Here is a 14,936-nt window from a genome sequence, read left to right on the forward strand (position 1 = left end):
TCTATTATGCAAATTCAGGCAGTTTTATTTTGTCGCCGGACAGGCCTTGACGACCGGTAAACACAGACGATGGCGCATACGCAGCGTGGCCAGCGCCAGCACCACCATCATGGCCGTTTCCACCATCAGGAAGACATTGACCGCCTGGGTGTAATCTCCGTGATGATTTTGCAGCCCGTGCAGCAAAATCGCGCCGAAAATGGCCGGGCCAAGCCCCAGCGCAGCCTGTTGCAGCGTGCTTAAAATCGCGCTCGCGGCCCCCGCGTCGTCAGGCTGAATATCACGCATCCCGATACGGTAGAAGCTGTTTACAATCAGCGCCTGCCCGTAACCCACCAGCCCGGTGGCCGGGGCCAGCGTCAGCGCGGTATTCTGCGTTCCCCAGTGACGGAACGTGGCAATCAACGCCACCAGACCGACAAGCTGAATCGCAAGTCCGGTCAGCAGGATGGCGCTGGTGCTGTAGCGGGCAATCAGGCGTGGGGCGAACCAGGCAGAAATAAAATAGGTGACGCCAAGCGCGATAAAGCTGTTCCCGGACTGCCACGGCGCCATCCCCAGACCGCTTTGCATGGTCAGCGCCATACAGAACATGAACCCGGACCAGACGCTGAAAAAGAGTATCCCGATTAGCACGCCAAAGCGGATGCTGCGCAGCTGCAACAGGCGCGGCGCGATGAGCGGGTGGGCATTCTCACGCTCTTTTTTGCGCGCGTTCAGCACCATTACACAGACCAGCGGCACAATCGCCAGCAGTGCGGCCTTCAGCGGCCACGACCAGTGCCACTGCGGGCCGAGCGCCATCGGGAACAGCAGACAGCACAGTATTGCCGTCAGCAGGACAGTCCCGGTCCAGTCAATGCGCGACGGCGTGTCGCGGCGGGTTTCCGGTACGTAGCGACGGCTCAGCGCCAGCACCACCAGACAAATCGGCACGTTGATAAAGAAGGCGTTACGCCAGCCAAGCCCGGCGATGTCCGCCGACACCAGCCAGCCGCCACCCATCTGGCCGACGATAAACGCAATTCCGCCGATACCGCCGAACAGACTGATCGCTTTGGCGTGTGCCGTTCCTTTTAACGTCACATGCAACGTCGCGAGAATTTGCGGCATGATCAGCGCGGCGCCCGCACCCTGAATAATGCGCGCGCCAAGCAACTGTTCGATATTGCCCGCCATGCCGCACAGCAGTGAGGCCAGGCCAAAACACGCCACGCCCCACATAAACAGGCGACGGCGGCCAAGGTTATCGCCCAGCTTGCTGCCGGGTGCCAGGCAGACGGCAAAGGCCACGCCGTAGAGGGCGACGATCAGCTCCAGTTCGGTGGCGGTGGCGTGTAACGAATGGGTGATGGAATCCAGCGCCACGTTGGTGATTGAGGTATCAATCAGCGGCAGCATCTGGCCGGTTAACAGCAATATCAGGCCCGCACGACCCGGTGAAACAACTGACGTATTCATGGTGACTCCATTGCGTCAAACAGCGTAGAGTCGTAGCATCAATCATCTGATAAACGGGTACCAGTTCTTACTTATACTGGTACTGGCACTACCATGCAGGAGATGTTATGGCGCTGATGTCTGAACCTGTCACCTCTCTCCAGGATGACACCCGCAAGCAGCTGGGCGCGTTTTTGCGTGCCCGGCGCGAAAGCCTCGATCCGCAGCGCCTCGGCTTACCGCGCAGCGGCCGCCGCCGCACGCCGGGCCTGCGCCGGGAAGAGGTGGCGATGCTCGCGGATGTCGGCGTGACCTGGTACACCTGGCTGGAACAGGGCCGGGACGTCAATCCGTCCAGCGCGGTGATGGCCGCCATCGCAAAAGCGCTGCAATGCACCCCGACCGAAGCCCGGCATCTTTTTGTGCTTGCCGGTTTGCCGCCGGGCGAAGCCCCGCAGGCGGTGTGCTGCGAGGGGATCAGCGAAGGCACGCGTCGCCTGCTGGATACCCTGATGCCGAAACCCGCCAGCATTCAGAAACCGAACTTTGATATCGTGGCGTGGAACGACAGCTTCGGACACCTGATGGGCGTCGATTTCAACGGTATTCCGCCGGAAGATCGCAACTGTATTTACCTGTTCCTCACCCATCCGGCGTGGCGCGCGCGGCTCGGCAAACGTGACGACGTGCTGCCGATTTTCGTCTCCTACTTCCGCGCGGCAATGGCTGAGCACCGTGGCGACCCGCTCTGGGAAGCGAAGCTGGCGCGTTTTTTTGCGGTGTCCGAAGAGTTCAAAACCCTGTGGCACCAGCGTAACGACGTGCGCGGCGTGGAGAACCAGCTCAAGCTGTTCACCCATCCCGAGCTGGGGGATTTTCATCTCCAGCAGATGTACTGGTACTCCGCCCCGCGAAACGGATCGCGGCTGCTGGTCTATTTACCCGTGGATGAGGCAGGGGAGAGGGCGATGGCGTGGCTGGCGGAGCAGGGGAAGTAAGTTTTTTGCGAGAGGCTTTCAGGGAATCAACGCGTGACTTAGCCTTTAATGCAAATTGCCTTATATGCTAATATCAGGGAGCCTTTTTCTGCCTTCAGGAGTACAGGCGAAGCTGACCGCCAGCTTGATAAATTTCTCGCTAACCCGACGGCGATGGGGATATTTATCAAGAAGACGCAAAAAACGCCCTCTGCTGAACTCCGTCTGGCACTGAAACGACAACAGGAGATGTTGGATGAGCAAAAAGATTATTGACTGGGACGAACTCAGAGCTGAACTGTTAAGCGATTCAGAAGTTCAGGCTTCCTTTGATGCAGAAGAGCGCAAGGAACGCCTGCGGGAGATGCTGGCGCAATGGCGCAATCATGCTGGTCTGACGCGCGCCCAGGTGGCGGAGCGGATGGGCGTCAGCGCACCGACGGTATCAAGAATGGAAGCAAATATTACCCGGGCGAGTCTCGATACATTAACGCGTTATGCGCTGGTGTGCGGGGTAAAGCATCCGCAGATAACGCTTTACTGAAAACGGGCACGCCGATAGCCGGCGTGCCAGAAGCGCTTAGCACTCAGTTACAATCGTGCTCAGCGGCAGGCGAGATTTCGGCAGCGTGGCGTTGAAATCTTCCACGCTGTGATGCCCGACCGGGACCACCACCAGGCTGGTGAAGCCTTTCTCTTTCAGGCCAAACTCTTCGTCGAGGATCGCGGCGTCAAACCCTTCGATTGGTACCGCATCCAGGCCCATCGCGGCCACGCCCAGCAGGAAGTTGCCGACGTTCAGGTAAACCTGCTTCGCCATCCACTGGTCGTCATCTTTCAGATCCACGCGGTGCATGTCGGCAAAATAGCAGCGGCCTTTGTGGTTCGCGGCTTTTGCTTCTGGCGTGTTGAATCGGCCATCGGCTTCTTCCTGATCGACAACGCGCTCAAGCCAGGCATCGTCCATCGCGGTTTTCGCGCAGAACACTACTACGTGAGAGGCATCCAGCATTTTGCGTTCGTTAAACACATAGGTGCCCGCCGCGGATTTTGCCACGCGCGCTTTACCCTCTTCAGTGCTGGCAACAATAAAGTGCCACGGCTGGGAGTTGGTGCTGGACGGGCTGTATTGCAGCAGCGTTTTGATTTTTTCCGCTTCTTCTGCGGTCAGTTTTTTGGCTGGGTCGAACGCCTTGGTAGAGTGGCGTTTCAGGGCGACAGAAATAATATCCATAACAACTCCTGGTAATGAAATTCGCCCGCGGGCGGGCGTGAAAGGAAAGCAGATTACCGCGCGAAGCGGGAAAAGATAAGTGCGATTCGAGCGCTTATTCTGTTCGTCTGAGACGAACAATCAGGCTGGGCGAATCCACTTCTGATCTTTTTTCGGCAGTTTATCAACGACCAGATTCCACGAATCCGTAATCAGGTCGGTGACCAGTTCAGGCGTGATGTCGTCCGTGCCATAAAGGGAGATCCAGTGTTTTTTATTCAGATGGTAACCGGGCTCCACGCCAGGGTAGATCTGCTGATTGAGCAGCGATTTTTCCGGATCGGATTTCAGGCTGACGTGGGCCCGACCGTGTGCGGTCGCCATCAGCATAAAAATTTTCCCGCCCACCTTAAACACGTCATACTCCGGGCCAAACGGCCAGCAATGTTCGGTAAAAGGCATCTCCAGCGCGACGCGTCTGGCATGTTCCTGCAAGGATTTACTGTCCATGGTTATCTTCCTCAGCAAGCCCGCGCCACATGGCTTCAAAGCCCAGCGCTTTAAAATCGACGGCACGGGACGGATCGCGGGCGGCAAACTCCATGGTGGTTTCAGCCAGCGATAAGAACATTGCATCACCGAAGGTCTTAAACTCGTCAGACATAAACACCGGGCGGATCGAACGACGACACAGTTCATGCAGTTCCGGGAACATGTCTTTCACCGCCTGCTCGGTTTCGGCGTTCAGCTTTTCACTGACGCCAATCTGACGGATAGCCGCATGCGCCAGGGGGTTACGAATGCCCCAGTCCACATAGCTGTTCCAGATATTGCGGGTATGCTCTTTTGGCTCGGTGATGGTGCGATCGAGATTCGCCAGCATGGTCTGGCAGAGATCCTGCTTCAGATGCAGGTAGAGGGCATTCAGCAGATCGTCTTTGGTAGCAAAGTAGCGAAACAGTGTCCCTTCAGCGACGCCCGCATTACGGGCAATTAACGCCGTTGAGGCGGCAATACCTGACTGCGCAAACGCAGCCGTTGCTGCTTCCAGTAAGGCCTGTTTTTTATCTTCACTCTTCGGACGTGCCACTAAATTTTTCCTCCCGTCAATTGTAAAAGCCCTGATTGAAACACGAGCCTTGATACGCTGCAACGCGGAATGTCAAAGATCGAAAACCTTCTTGACGGCGTAATCATCCTATCTATAATGAGTGCTTACTCACTCATAATCAAGTATCACCCACGCAAACCATCGGATGGGGCGCGTAGGCGGGTCAGGAAATGAAAAAGCCTCTATTCATCTGCGTGGTGTTAGTCATGATTATTGCTTCAGCTGCCAGTTTACCGTTTGTACTGAATGCCGGATTTGGCCAGCCACCGCAGGGTGCGCAGCTCTCTGAAGTGGAAGCCTCTCCGCACTATCGCGACGGGCAATTCCATAACACGCTCCCTACGCCGGGCTTTACCGGGCAACAAAATATGCTGGTGGCGTGGTGGCAGTTCCTTACCCGTAAAACCGAAAACGCCCGTCCTGCGCAGCCGCTGCCGCTGGTGAAAACCGATCTGGCGAGCCTGTCGCCTGAACAGGACACGCTGGTGTGGCTCGGCCACTCCTCCTGGTATATGCAGCTTGCAGGGAAACGCATCCTGATCGATCCGGTTCTGAGTAGCTACGCCGCACCGTTCTCGTTTCTCAATAAAGCATTTGCGGGGGAGTACCCGTGGCGTGCGGAGAGCATGCCGGAGATCGACCTGCTGATTATCTCCCACGATCACTATGACCATCTGGATTACGCCACCATCAAGGCGCTGCTGCCGAAGGTTAAGCGCGTGGTCACGCCGCTGGGCGTGGGTTCGCATCTGCGCTACTGGGGGATGACCCCGGAGATAATCGACGAGCGGGACTGGAACCAATCGGTGCATATCAGCGATGCGCTGACGGTACATGTTCTGCCCGCGCGCCATTTTTCCGGGCGCGGCATTAAGCGTAACCAGACCCTGTGGGGGAGCTTTATGTTTGTCACCCCAGAGCGAAAGATTTACTACAGCGGAGACTCCGGTTACGGCCCGCACTTCAAGGCTATTGGCGAGCAGTTTGGCGGAGTGGACTTAGCCATTATGGAAAACGGGCAGTACGACCAGGACTGGAAGTACATCCATATGCATCCGGCGGAAACGGCGCAGGCCTCGGCAGATCTCAATGCCAAAGCGGTCGTACCGGGACATAACGGGCGTTTTGTGCTGGCGAAACATACCTGGAACGATCCACTGATCCAGCTGGCGAAAGCCAGCAAGGATAAAAACTACCGGCTGCTGACGCCGGAGCTGGGCGAGCCCGTGCGGGTGAGTGATACCACGCAACAATTTCGCGAGTGGTGGGAATAATGTTTAAGCGAGAAGCAGAGGGGGAGAGCAGTATGACGATTTCCGCTCAGGTCATTGATACGATTGTCGAATGGATCGATGACAACCTACACCAGCCGTTACGCATCGAAGAGATTGCCCGCCATGCGGGTTACTCAAAATGGCATTTACAGCGGCTGTTTATGCAGTACAAAGGCGAAAGTCTGGGGCGCTACATCCGCGAACGCAAGCTGCTGATGGCGGCGCGCGATCTGCGTGAGTCAGACGAGCGCGTGTACGATATCTGCCTGCGCTACGGGTTTGACTCGCAGCAGACGTTTACCCGCATCTTTACCCGCACCTTCAACCAGCCGCCCGGGGCGTACCGCAAAGAAAATCACGGTCGGGCGCACTGAAAAACATCCCCTCACCCCGGCCCTGTCCCCAAAGGGGCGAGGGCGTAATCGTCCCCTCTCCCCTTTGGGGAGAGGGTTAGGGTGAGGGGATCAGACCGCACCATGCTTACCAGCTGTAATTCACCGTCGCCGTCACCGTCCGGCCAATCCCGTAGAAGCACGCCGTATCGCTTGCGCACGACGCCACATACTTTGTGTCTGCCACGTTATTGACGTTGAACTGCGCGCTTGCCCCTTTCAGGCTGCGGTTCATCTCGCCCAGGTCGTAGCGCAGCATCGCGTCATACAGATCCACCGATGGCACCTTGAAGGTATTCTTCGCATCGCCGTAGCTGGTGCCGATGTAGCGCATCCCCACGCCAGCGGTCAGGCTCTTCAGCGCGCCGCCCGGAACGGTATAGCTGGCGAACGCCGATGCCATATGTGCCGGAATGCGCGCAGGCGTTTTGCCTTCAGTTCCCGCCACCGTGGTGCTTTCGGTTTTTGCATCGGTGTAAGTGTAGGAGCCAATCAGGTTGATGTTATCCATCAGCGTGGCGTGGATTTCCGCTTCAGCGCCTTTCGAACGCACCTTGCCCGCATTTTCGAACCAGCCTTCAGCGCTGTTATAGGTCGCGACGTTGTTCTGAGTTAAATCGTACAGCGCCAGGGTCATCAGCGTGGTGTCGACCGGCTGATATTTCACGCCAATCTCGGTCTGCTCCCCGGTAGTAGGCCTGAAGGGCGCAACGCCCGGCGCACGGTTGGTTTGCAGGTTCGGTTCAAACGAGGTGCTGTAGCTGATGTACGGCGACAGGCCAGAATCAAACGCGTACAGCAGGCCAGTGCGCCAGGTAAATTTGCTGTCGTTCTGCTGCGTAACGCTGTTATCGGTGAAGTCGCTGGTACGCACTTCGCTCCAGTCGTAGCGCCCGGAAACCAGCCACTCCCAGTTATTCCAGCTCATCTGATCCTGAAGATACAGGCCCATCTGGTCGAGATTTTGCTGCTCGTCGGACGCCGTTTTGAAGGTACTTTCATCCACGTTCACGCCGTAAACCGGGTTTGTCCAGTCAAGGTCATACTGTGAGCCGCTCCCGCGCGCCAGCAGCTGTTTATCCTTGCTGGTCTTGTAATCAAACCCGCCGAGCAGGGTGTGGCTGACGCTTCCGGTCTCCAGCTGATATTCCAGCTGGTTATCAAGGCCAAATTCGTTGGTCGTGCGCGCTTCACGCTGGGCGCGACGGGTCAACACCGTGCTGTTGGCCGCGCTGTTGGCGTAAACCAGATAACGATATTTCTGCTTGATGGTGGCGTAACGGGCGTTCTGGCGGAAGGTGAGGTTGTCGGCGAACTGGTGTTCCAGCTCGTAGCCAATCATCGTCTGCTCGCGCCAGGATTGATTGTAATTCGGATCGCTGACGTTAAAATCGCGCGGGATGTACTTCCCGTCGGCACTTTTCACCGTGCCATACGCGGGCAGGAAGTTGCGGTATCCGGCATCCGGATCTTTCTGGTAGCTGGTCAGCAGCGTAAAGCGGGTCTGATCGTTCGGGTACCAGGTGATTGCCGGGGCGATCGCCATCCGCGTCTCTTTATAATCGTCCACCTGATTATGCTGCGTACGGGCGATACCGTTCACGCGATACAGTACGCGCCCGTCGTCGCTCAGCCTGCCGCCGAAATCAAACGCACCTTCGGCGAGATCGTTATTGCCGGTGCGGAACTGCACGTTGTGAATGGCCTCCGCCGTCGGGCGCTTGCTGGTCATGCTGATTAACCCGCCAGGATTGACCTGTCCAAACAGGACCGAGGCCGGGCCGCGCACCAGTTCCACGCGCTCCAGCAGCCACGGGTCAACTGTGCCCGTCTGTGATGAGGCCGTTGCGCCAAAGCTTAAGCCGTCGAGGAATTTCGGCACGTAGCTAAAGCCGCGCACAAACACCTCGTCGTTACGGTTAGACGAGCCCCGGTACTCGGTAAACACGCCCGCCGAGTAGCGCAGCGCCTGCGAAACGGAGGTGACGTCCTGCATGTTCATCTGATCGCGGGTGATCACCGATACCGACTGCGGCGTCTTCACGATCTCCGCGCTGGTCTTGGTGGCGGAGAGCGTTTTCGTCGCCACAATGCCTTTTACGGGCGCAGTGGGCTCTTCACTCACGCCCTGCGTCACCGTAATCGTTTCTTCTTTCGTTTCTGCCTGAGCCGCGACGCTGGTCGTCGCCAGACTCAGTAGCCAGAGCCGCATTATCTTATTATTTTTAAACATTTTTATTGAACGTCCTTGGTTGCTATCGCCATAAAATCACCGGTAAATCGCCGTTGATGATATTGCAAATTATTACCATTTGCATTAGCGTTGTTAACAAATTTCGTTGGGGAACAAGCGGTAATGAAGAGGGTATGGAGTGGGTTGCTGTTGGGGATCGGCGCGCTGCCCGCCGTGGCGGCAACGTGCGAGCAGACGTCCCGGCAGGGCGATATTCAGGGAAAGTTTGATGCCAGCGGCGAAGTCTGCTTCTCCCTGCCTGAACTGGGTGAAAACTACGTTACCGCCACGCTGAATGGCGTGACGGATGCGCGCCTGCTTGATGGGCAAAACCGCCGCATCCGCACGCTGATCGAAAATGGTCCTGCGGACGGGGAACACACGCTGCTGTTTGCCCTGCCGGTGAAACAGAACACCTCGCTGGTGCTACACGGAGAAGCCGGTAAGCCGTGGCGTTTTCAGTGGCGGATGAAAGAGACCTCTCCGTTACCACGCGTGCAGATGCTGGCGCCTGAAAGCCCGACGCTGAAGGCGCTGGCAAGCGTCATTTCTGCCGGTGGAAGTACCGAGGCGTTCTGGCAGGCGCAGCGTCGACAGGGAACGCCGATGGTGGAGCCGGTAGATGCGAGCCATAAGCGCGTGACCTTTCTGTGGCGCGGCGCGCGGGATAACGTCTTCATTCTCGGCTCTCCGGCGGGGGATCACGATCCGCTGTTCCGCCTGGGCAACAGCGACGTCTGGTTCCGCAGCTATGTAGTCCCCGCTGATACGGTAATGCAGTACAAGCTCGCGCCCGATGTGCCGATCGTCGAGGGTTCCACACGCGATCAACGCCGCGCCATCCTGGTAAGCGCGCAGGCCGATCCGCTTAACCCGAATACCTTCGGGGAGCAGAAGACCGATCGCTGGAATCGCTTTTCTCTGCTCGATCTCAGCCCGGCGCGCTATTGCTCCGTTCAGGCCACGGCAAAGCCGCTGGTGCACGGGACGTTGAGCCGTCAGAGTTTTTCCAGCCACATCCTTGGCAACGCCCGCGACGTGATGATCTACCAACCGCGCGGCGCACAGCCTGCACGCTGGACGCTCATCCTTTTCGACGGACAGGTTTATCAGGACGAATACCATTTTGCCAACGTGCTGGACGGTCTGATTGCCCGGCATCACCTGCCGCCGATTAACGTGGTGTTTATCGACAGCCTCGATCACGCCCGTCGCGGCAACGAGCTGCCGCCGAACCCGGATTTTGCTGACTTTATGGCGCACGAGCTGCTGCCGTGGCTGCGGGGGAAGGGCATCGGCATGCAGCGGCAGAAAACCGTACTGGCAGGATCCAGCTACGGGGGAATTGCCTCTTCATGGGTGGCGCTGCGCTATCCGCGCCTGTTTGGCAACGTGCTGAGCCTTTCCGGTTCTTACTGGTGGGCGCCGGAAGGTGACGCCCCGGGCTGGCTGACGCGTCAGTACCAACAGTCTCCACCGTATCCGGTGCGCTTCTGGTTACAGGCCGGGAAGTTTGAAACCGCGGGGCCGGGCGGCGGCATCTATCGCACCACGCAGGATTTTGAACAGGTGCTGAGGAAAAAAGGCTACCGCGTCAGCTTCCACCCCTCATCCAGCGGCCACGACTACGCGGCCTGGTGTGAAGCGCTGATCCACGGGATGCGCGATCTCACTGGCTTACGACGCCAGTGAAAACCAGCGGCGCCAGATGAAACGCAGGATAAAGAATTCGATGGCGCCGAGCACCAAAAACCACAGACAGAACAGAATGGTGTACAGCTGATTCAGATCGACCATATGAAAGGTCTGAACCAGCTTCTGCGCCAGCACCAGACCCAGCGACGGCGCAGGTAACAGCAGGCAGGAGAGCAGGGCCATCAGCAAAATGCCCCCTGCGGTGAGCAGCGATTCTAACGGGTGTTTCATCGTAATGTTAAACGTCAGTTAAAAATGTCATTGTCCGGCATCCTGAAACGTAAAGCAATATCATCCCCGCTGGCAAAATTGGGTGAAAGGCCACCGTTATTCTGCGAATTAATAACAGAAAACAGATAATATTTTCGGGGCGATTAAATTAATATCGCGTTATGTAAATAAACGTCTTTCTCATGAAAATAATTTTACAAAGCTATAGGTGCTATATCCAATTAACGTCGCAATAACAATGGCTGCGACAATGTATAACGCCAGGCGCCGTGCGCGATAAATACCAAACATGCTTCCTCCTCGTTTAGTGTTGGTTTAGAAATATTTTGTAAAAATCAACGCGTCGAAATAATTTTAATCAGTTTTGAATAACCGGGTAGTCAATATATTGCGGTAGATCAATTTAACCCGCAAGACTTAAAAATGAATTATTTAAAGCCAGAAAGGAATTCCGGCTTCCGTCCACCGGATATTGAAGGAAAAATACCATGACCAAAAAAAATTTCTCGCAGAATATGCCACCCGCAGGCGGGCAGGCGTACCAGCAGACCGTAGAGCAGGTGCTTGCTCAGGCGCAGAGCCAGGCTAATGGCCTGGACCGCGCCGAGGCGCAGGCACGTTTGCAGAAACATGGCCCGAACGCGCTGCCGGAGAAAAAAGGCAAGCCGGGCTGGCTGCGTTTTCTCGCGCATTTTAACGATGTCCTGATTTACGTCCTGCTGGCAGCCGCCGTATTAACGGCAGTAATGGGACACTGGGTTGATACGCTGGTTATTCTGGGCGTGGCGGTAATCAATGCCTTAATTGGCCACATTCAGGAAAGTAACGCGGAAAAATCCCTGAAGAGTATTCGCAATATGCTCTCCAGCGAGGCGCGCGTTATTCGTAACGGCAACCATGAAACTATCCCGACGACGGAAATCGTCCCGGGCGATATTATTGTGTTGCGCGCAGGAGATCGTATTCCGGCGGATATGCGCTTAATCGAAGCGCATAATTTACGCGTGGAAGAGGCTATTCTGACCGGTGAATCCACCGTGGTGGATAAACACACGAACCCGCTGAGCGGCGAATTACCGCTGGGCGACCGTACGAACCTGGTCTTTTCCGGTACGACGGTCAGCGCGGGCGGCGGCGTGGGCGTGGTCATTGCCACGGGCCAGGAGACCGAACTCGGCCACATCAACCAGATGATGGCGGGCATTGAAAAACACCGCACCCCGCTGCTGGTGCAGATGGACAAGCTGGGCAAAGCGATCTTCGCCATCATTCTGGCGATGATGGCCGCGCTGTTTGTCTTCAGCCTGGTGTTCCGCGAGATCCCGATGGGCGAGCTGCTGCTCTCCCTGATTAGCCTGGCGGTCGCCTCCGTACCGGAAGGTCTGCCGGCAATTATCTCCATCATCCTCTCTCTGGGCGTGCAGGCGATGGCGCGCAAGCGGGCGATTATCCGCAAGCTGCCGACGGTTGAAACCCTGGGCGCGATGACCGTGGTCTGCTCGGATAAAACCGGCACCCTGACCATGAACGAGATGACGGTGAAAGCCATCATTACCGCCGACACCTGCTACCGCGTGGACGGCAACAGCTACGAGCCGGTGGGCAACATCTATCTCGAAGGCAGCGATGAGCCGGTGCAGATCCAGCCGGGCACCGTGCTGGAGCAGTACCTGCGCACCATCGACCTGTGTAACGACAGCCAGCTGATTCAGGACGAGCGCGGCCTGTGGGGCATCACCGGCGGCCCGACCGAGGGCGCGCTGAAGGTGCTGGCGGCCAAGGCCCACCTCGAGCCGGTCGTGACCACGCTGGTTAACAAGATCCCGTTCGACTCTCAGTACAAGTACATGAGCACCCACTACCAGATTGGCGGTGAGGAGCAGATTTTGATCACCGGCGCGCCGGACGTGATTTTCGCCCTGTGTGAGCAGCAGCAGACCCGCAACGGTGCGCAAGCCTTTGACCGCGCGTACTGGGAAACGGAGATGGAGCGCTATGCGCGTCAGGGGCTGCGCATGGTCGCCGCGGCGTTCAAGCCAGCGAACGGTGAGCAGGCATTGACTCACGACGATCTGAGCCACGGCCTGATCTTCCTCGGCATCGCCGGGATGATGGATCCGCCGCGTCCGGAAGCGATTGAGGCGATTAACGCCTGCCAGCAGGCGGGGATCCGCGTGAAGATGATCACCGGCGATCACCCGCAGACGGCGATGAGCATCGGCCAGATGCTTGGGATCACCAACAGCGAGCAGGCGGTTACCGGCTATCAGCTGGAGAAAATGGACGACGCCGAGCTGGCGGAAGCGGCGGTGAAGTATGACATCTTCGCCCGTACCAGCCCGGAGCATAAGCTGCGCCTGGTGAAAGCGTTGCAGGATAAAGGCGAAATCGTCGGTATGACCGGTGACGGCGTGAACGACGCGCCGGCGCTGCGCCAGGCGGACGTGGGTATCGCGATGGGCATCAAAGGCACGGAAGTCACCAAAGAGGCGGCGGACATGGTCCTGACGGACGATAACTTCGCCACCATCGCCAGCGCGGTGAAAGAGGGGCGTCGCGTTTACGACAACCTGAAGAAGACCATTCTGTTCATCATGCCGACCAACCTGGCGCAGGGGCTACTGATTGTGATTGCGCTGCTGGCGGGGAACATCATTCCGCTGACGCCGGTGCTGATTCTGTGGATGAACATGGCGACCTCCGCCACGCTCTCCTTCGGCCTGGCCTTCGAGGCCGCCGAGCGCAACATCATGCGCCGCCCGCCGCGCCAGACCGGGCAGCACGTAATGGACGCCTACGCCGTCTGGCGCGTGGCCTTCGTCGGCACCATGATTGCCATCGCCGCCTTTGCGCTGGAAGCCTGGCTGGCCCCGCGCGGGCACAGCGCGGAGTTCATCCGCACCGTGCTGCTCCAGATGCTGGTCTGCGCCCAGTGGGTGTACATGATTAACTGCCGCAATACCGAAGGGTTCTCCCTGAACCGCGGCCTGCTGGCGAACAAAGGGATCTGGCTGGTAACGGGCGTGCTGTTCCTGCTCCAGGCGGCGATCATCTACCTGCCGTTTATGCAGATGCTGTTCGGCACCGAAGCGCTTCCGCTGCGCTACTGGTTCGTGACGCTGGCGGTGGCGGGGGTGATGTTCTTCGTCGTCGAAATCGAGAAGCGACTGACCCGCAGGTTCCGTAAGGCTGCATAACTTTTTGCCCTCACCCTAACCCTCTCCCACAGGGAGAGGGAACCCTGACCTCCCTCTCCCTGTGGGAGAGGGCCGGGGTGAGGGAAAACAACGCCGAGGTACTTCTTAATGAAACTCCCACTCCTGTTCGCGCTCCTCGCCTGCACCCTGCAACCCGCGTTCGCCGCAGTCATTCCCGTGCGTGTTGCCACCGTGGAGCAAACCGCCCACGCCGCCGAGCGCCAAATTCCGGGCCGCATTGAAGCTATCCACACCGTTGAACTGCGTGCACGTGCGGAAGGCGTCATCACCAGAATCCACTTCCGCGATGGCCAGTACGTGAAAAAAGGCGACGTGTTGTTCGAACTGGACGACGCCGAGCCGCGCGCCGCACTGCGTCTGGCCCAGGCCGAAGTGAGAAGCGCTGAAGCCACGCTGCGTCAGGCGCAGCAGCAGCTTTCCCGCTTCGAAAGCCTGGGCAACAGCAACGCCATCAGCCGTCACGACGTGGACAATGCCCGCATGCAGCGCGACGTGGCGAGCGCCGCGCTGGAGCAGGCCAAAGCCCGGCTCGACACCCGCAGCGTCACCCTGAACTACACCCGCATCACCTCGCCGATTGACGGGCGCGTGGGGCACAGCAACTTTCACGTCGGCAGCCTGGTGAATCCTGCCAGCGGTGTGCTGGTGGAGGTGGTGCAGCTCGATCCGATCCGCATCGCCTTTGCGCTGGAAGAGGGCGCGTTTGCCACCAAAGCCGGACAGCATGCGGATATCAGCGCCATGAAGCAGGCCTGGCAGGCGCTGATTGACAGCAACGGCCAGCGCGTCAGCGGGGAACTCACCTCCGTGGACAACCGCATCGACCCGCGTACCGCCAGCGTGATGTTGCGTGCCGAGTTCGCCAACCCGCGCCATCAGCTGCTGCCCGGCGGCAATGTGAACGTTTACCTGCGTCCGGCAAGCGAGCTACCGGTGCTGACTCTGCCCGCCGCTGCCGTACAGCAGAATGGCGACGGGTTCTTCGCCTGGGTGATTAACGCCGAGGATAAAGCCGAAATGCGTCCGCTGAAGGTCGCCGGGCAGATCGGCCAGCAGTTCCAGATTGCCTCCGGCGTGAAGCCCGGTGAGCGAGCGATTACTGACGGTGCGCAGCGCGTGCAGCCAGGCGCAACCGTCCAGATATTGAATTAA

At 58.1% G+C, this 14,936-nt stretch carries 14 protein-coding genes; 8 read left to right on the plus strand and 6 right to left on the minus strand.

The window, feature by feature from the left end; translation table 11 throughout:
* Window positions 1–24: 24 nt before the first annotated feature.
* Window positions 25–1,461, minus strand: coding sequence for an MFS transporter (locus RY075_RS05995; RefSeq protein WP_061855933.1), 1,437 nt, complete (start codon window positions 1,459–1,461; stop codon window positions 25–27).
* A gap of 107 nt (window positions 1,462–1,568) precedes the next feature.
* Here RY075_RS05995 and RY075_RS06000 point away from each other — a divergent pair, with 107 nt between their 5' ends.
* Genes RY075_RS06000 through RY075_RS06010 form a run of 3 tightly spaced genes read left to right on the plus strand, consistent with a single transcriptional unit; the run spans window position 1,569 to window position 2,961 of the window.
* Complete coding sequence (locus tag RY075_RS06000) at window positions 1,569–2,438, plus strand: helix-turn-helix transcriptional regulator (RefSeq protein WP_063864143.1); 870 nt, start codon at window positions 1,569–1,571, stop codon at window positions 2,436–2,438.
* Window positions 2,439–2,486: 48 nt separating this feature from the next.
* Window positions 2,487–2,693: a hypothetical protein gene (locus RY075_RS06005; protein ID WP_045329167.1), complete on the plus strand. Its 207-nt coding sequence runs from the start codon at window positions 2,487–2,489 to the stop codon at window positions 2,691–2,693.
* On the plus strand, window positions 2,674–2,961 hold the full coding sequence (locus RY075_RS06010) for a helix-turn-helix transcriptional regulator (RefSeq protein WP_015571209.1): 288 nt from the start codon (window positions 2,674–2,676) through the stop codon (window positions 2,959–2,961). Before RY075_RS06005 ends, RY075_RS06010 begins: the two co-directional genes overlap by 20 nt.
* Window positions 2,962–2,997: 36 nt before the next feature.
* On the opposite strand, the gene nfsB is transcribed toward RY075_RS06010, so the two are convergent.
* The 3 genes from nfsB to RY075_RS06025 all read right to left on the minus strand — a co-directional run bounded on the left by nfsB (window position 2,998) and on the right by RY075_RS06025 (window position 4,720).
* The gene (gene nfsB, locus RY075_RS06015; protein ID WP_023324270.1) at window positions 2,998–3,651 is read right to left on the minus strand and encodes an oxygen-insensitive NAD(P)H nitroreductase; all 654 of its coding nucleotides are present in this window, start codon (window positions 3,649–3,651) and stop codon (window positions 2,998–3,000) included.
* Between the two features lie 120 nt (window positions 3,652–3,771).
* A complete protein-coding gene (locus RY075_RS06020; protein ID WP_063864144.1) occupies window positions 3,772–4,140 on the minus strand; it encodes an MmcQ/YjbR family DNA-binding protein in 369 nt (122 codons plus the stop codon).
* Window positions 4,130–4,720 carry a TetR/AcrR family transcriptional regulator gene (locus RY075_RS06025; protein ID WP_003858882.1) on the minus strand — a complete coding sequence of 197 codons (591 nt, stop codon included), beginning with the start codon at window positions 4,718–4,720 and terminating at the stop codon, window positions 4,130–4,132. Before RY075_RS06025 ends, RY075_RS06020 begins: the two co-directional genes overlap by 11 nt.
* Before the next feature lie 191 nt (window positions 4,721–4,911).
* Here RY075_RS06025 and RY075_RS06030 point away from each other — a divergent pair, with 191 nt between their 5' ends.
* Both RY075_RS06030 and RY075_RS06035 read left to right on the plus strand, forming a co-directional pair.
* Window positions 4,912–6,015, plus strand: a complete 1,104-nt coding sequence (locus RY075_RS06030; protein ID WP_050870367.1) for a RomA family MBL fold metallo-hydrolase — start codon at window positions 4,912–4,914, stop codon at window positions 6,013–6,015.
* Between the two features lie 32 nt (window positions 6,016–6,047).
* Window positions 6,048–6,389, plus strand: a complete 342-nt coding sequence (locus tag RY075_RS06035; RefSeq protein ID WP_003858880.1) for a RamA family antibiotic efflux transcriptional regulator — start codon at window positions 6,048–6,050, stop codon at window positions 6,387–6,389.
* A gap of 106 nt (window positions 6,390–6,495) precedes the next feature.
* Here the strand turns inward: RY075_RS06035 and RY075_RS06040 are convergent, their stop codons facing one another.
* A complete protein-coding gene (locus tag RY075_RS06040; RefSeq protein WP_022650540.1) occupies window positions 6,496–8,640 on the minus strand; it encodes a TonB-dependent siderophore receptor in 2,145 nt (714 codons plus the stop codon).
* Between the two features lie 123 nt (window positions 8,641–8,763).
* Here RY075_RS06040 and RY075_RS06045 point away from each other — a divergent pair, with 123 nt between their 5' ends.
* A complete protein-coding gene (locus tag RY075_RS06045; protein WP_170851300.1) occupies window positions 8,764–10,332 on the plus strand; it encodes an alpha/beta hydrolase-fold protein in 1,569 nt (522 codons plus the stop codon).
* Here RY075_RS06045 and RY075_RS06050 read toward each other — a convergent pair.
* The gene (locus tag RY075_RS06050) at window positions 10,318–10,566 is read right to left on the minus strand and encodes a DUF1158 domain-containing protein (RefSeq protein WP_003858875.1); all 249 of its coding nucleotides are present in this window, start codon (window positions 10,564–10,566) and stop codon (window positions 10,318–10,320) included. The two genes, RY075_RS06045 and RY075_RS06050, sit on opposite strands and share 15 nt — an antisense overlap.
* Before the next feature lie 488 nt (window positions 10,567–11,054).
* On the opposite strand from RY075_RS06050, the gene RY075_RS06055 reads away from it, so the two are divergent.
* Window positions 11,055–13,763, plus strand: coding sequence for a cation-transporting P-type ATPase (locus RY075_RS06055; protein ID WP_058659366.1), 2,709 nt, complete (start codon window positions 11,055–11,057; stop codon window positions 13,761–13,763).
* A gap of 108 nt (window positions 13,764–13,871) precedes the next feature.
* Window positions 13,872–14,936, plus strand: coding sequence for an efflux RND transporter periplasmic adaptor subunit (locus RY075_RS06060; protein ID WP_063864145.1), 1,065 nt, complete (start codon window positions 13,872–13,874; stop codon window positions 14,934–14,936).

The organism is Enterobacter sp. JJBC, from assembly GCF_036936505.1.
GTDB lineage: Bacteria > Pseudomonadota > Gammaproteobacteria > Enterobacterales > Enterobacteriaceae > Enterobacter > Enterobacter hormaechei_C.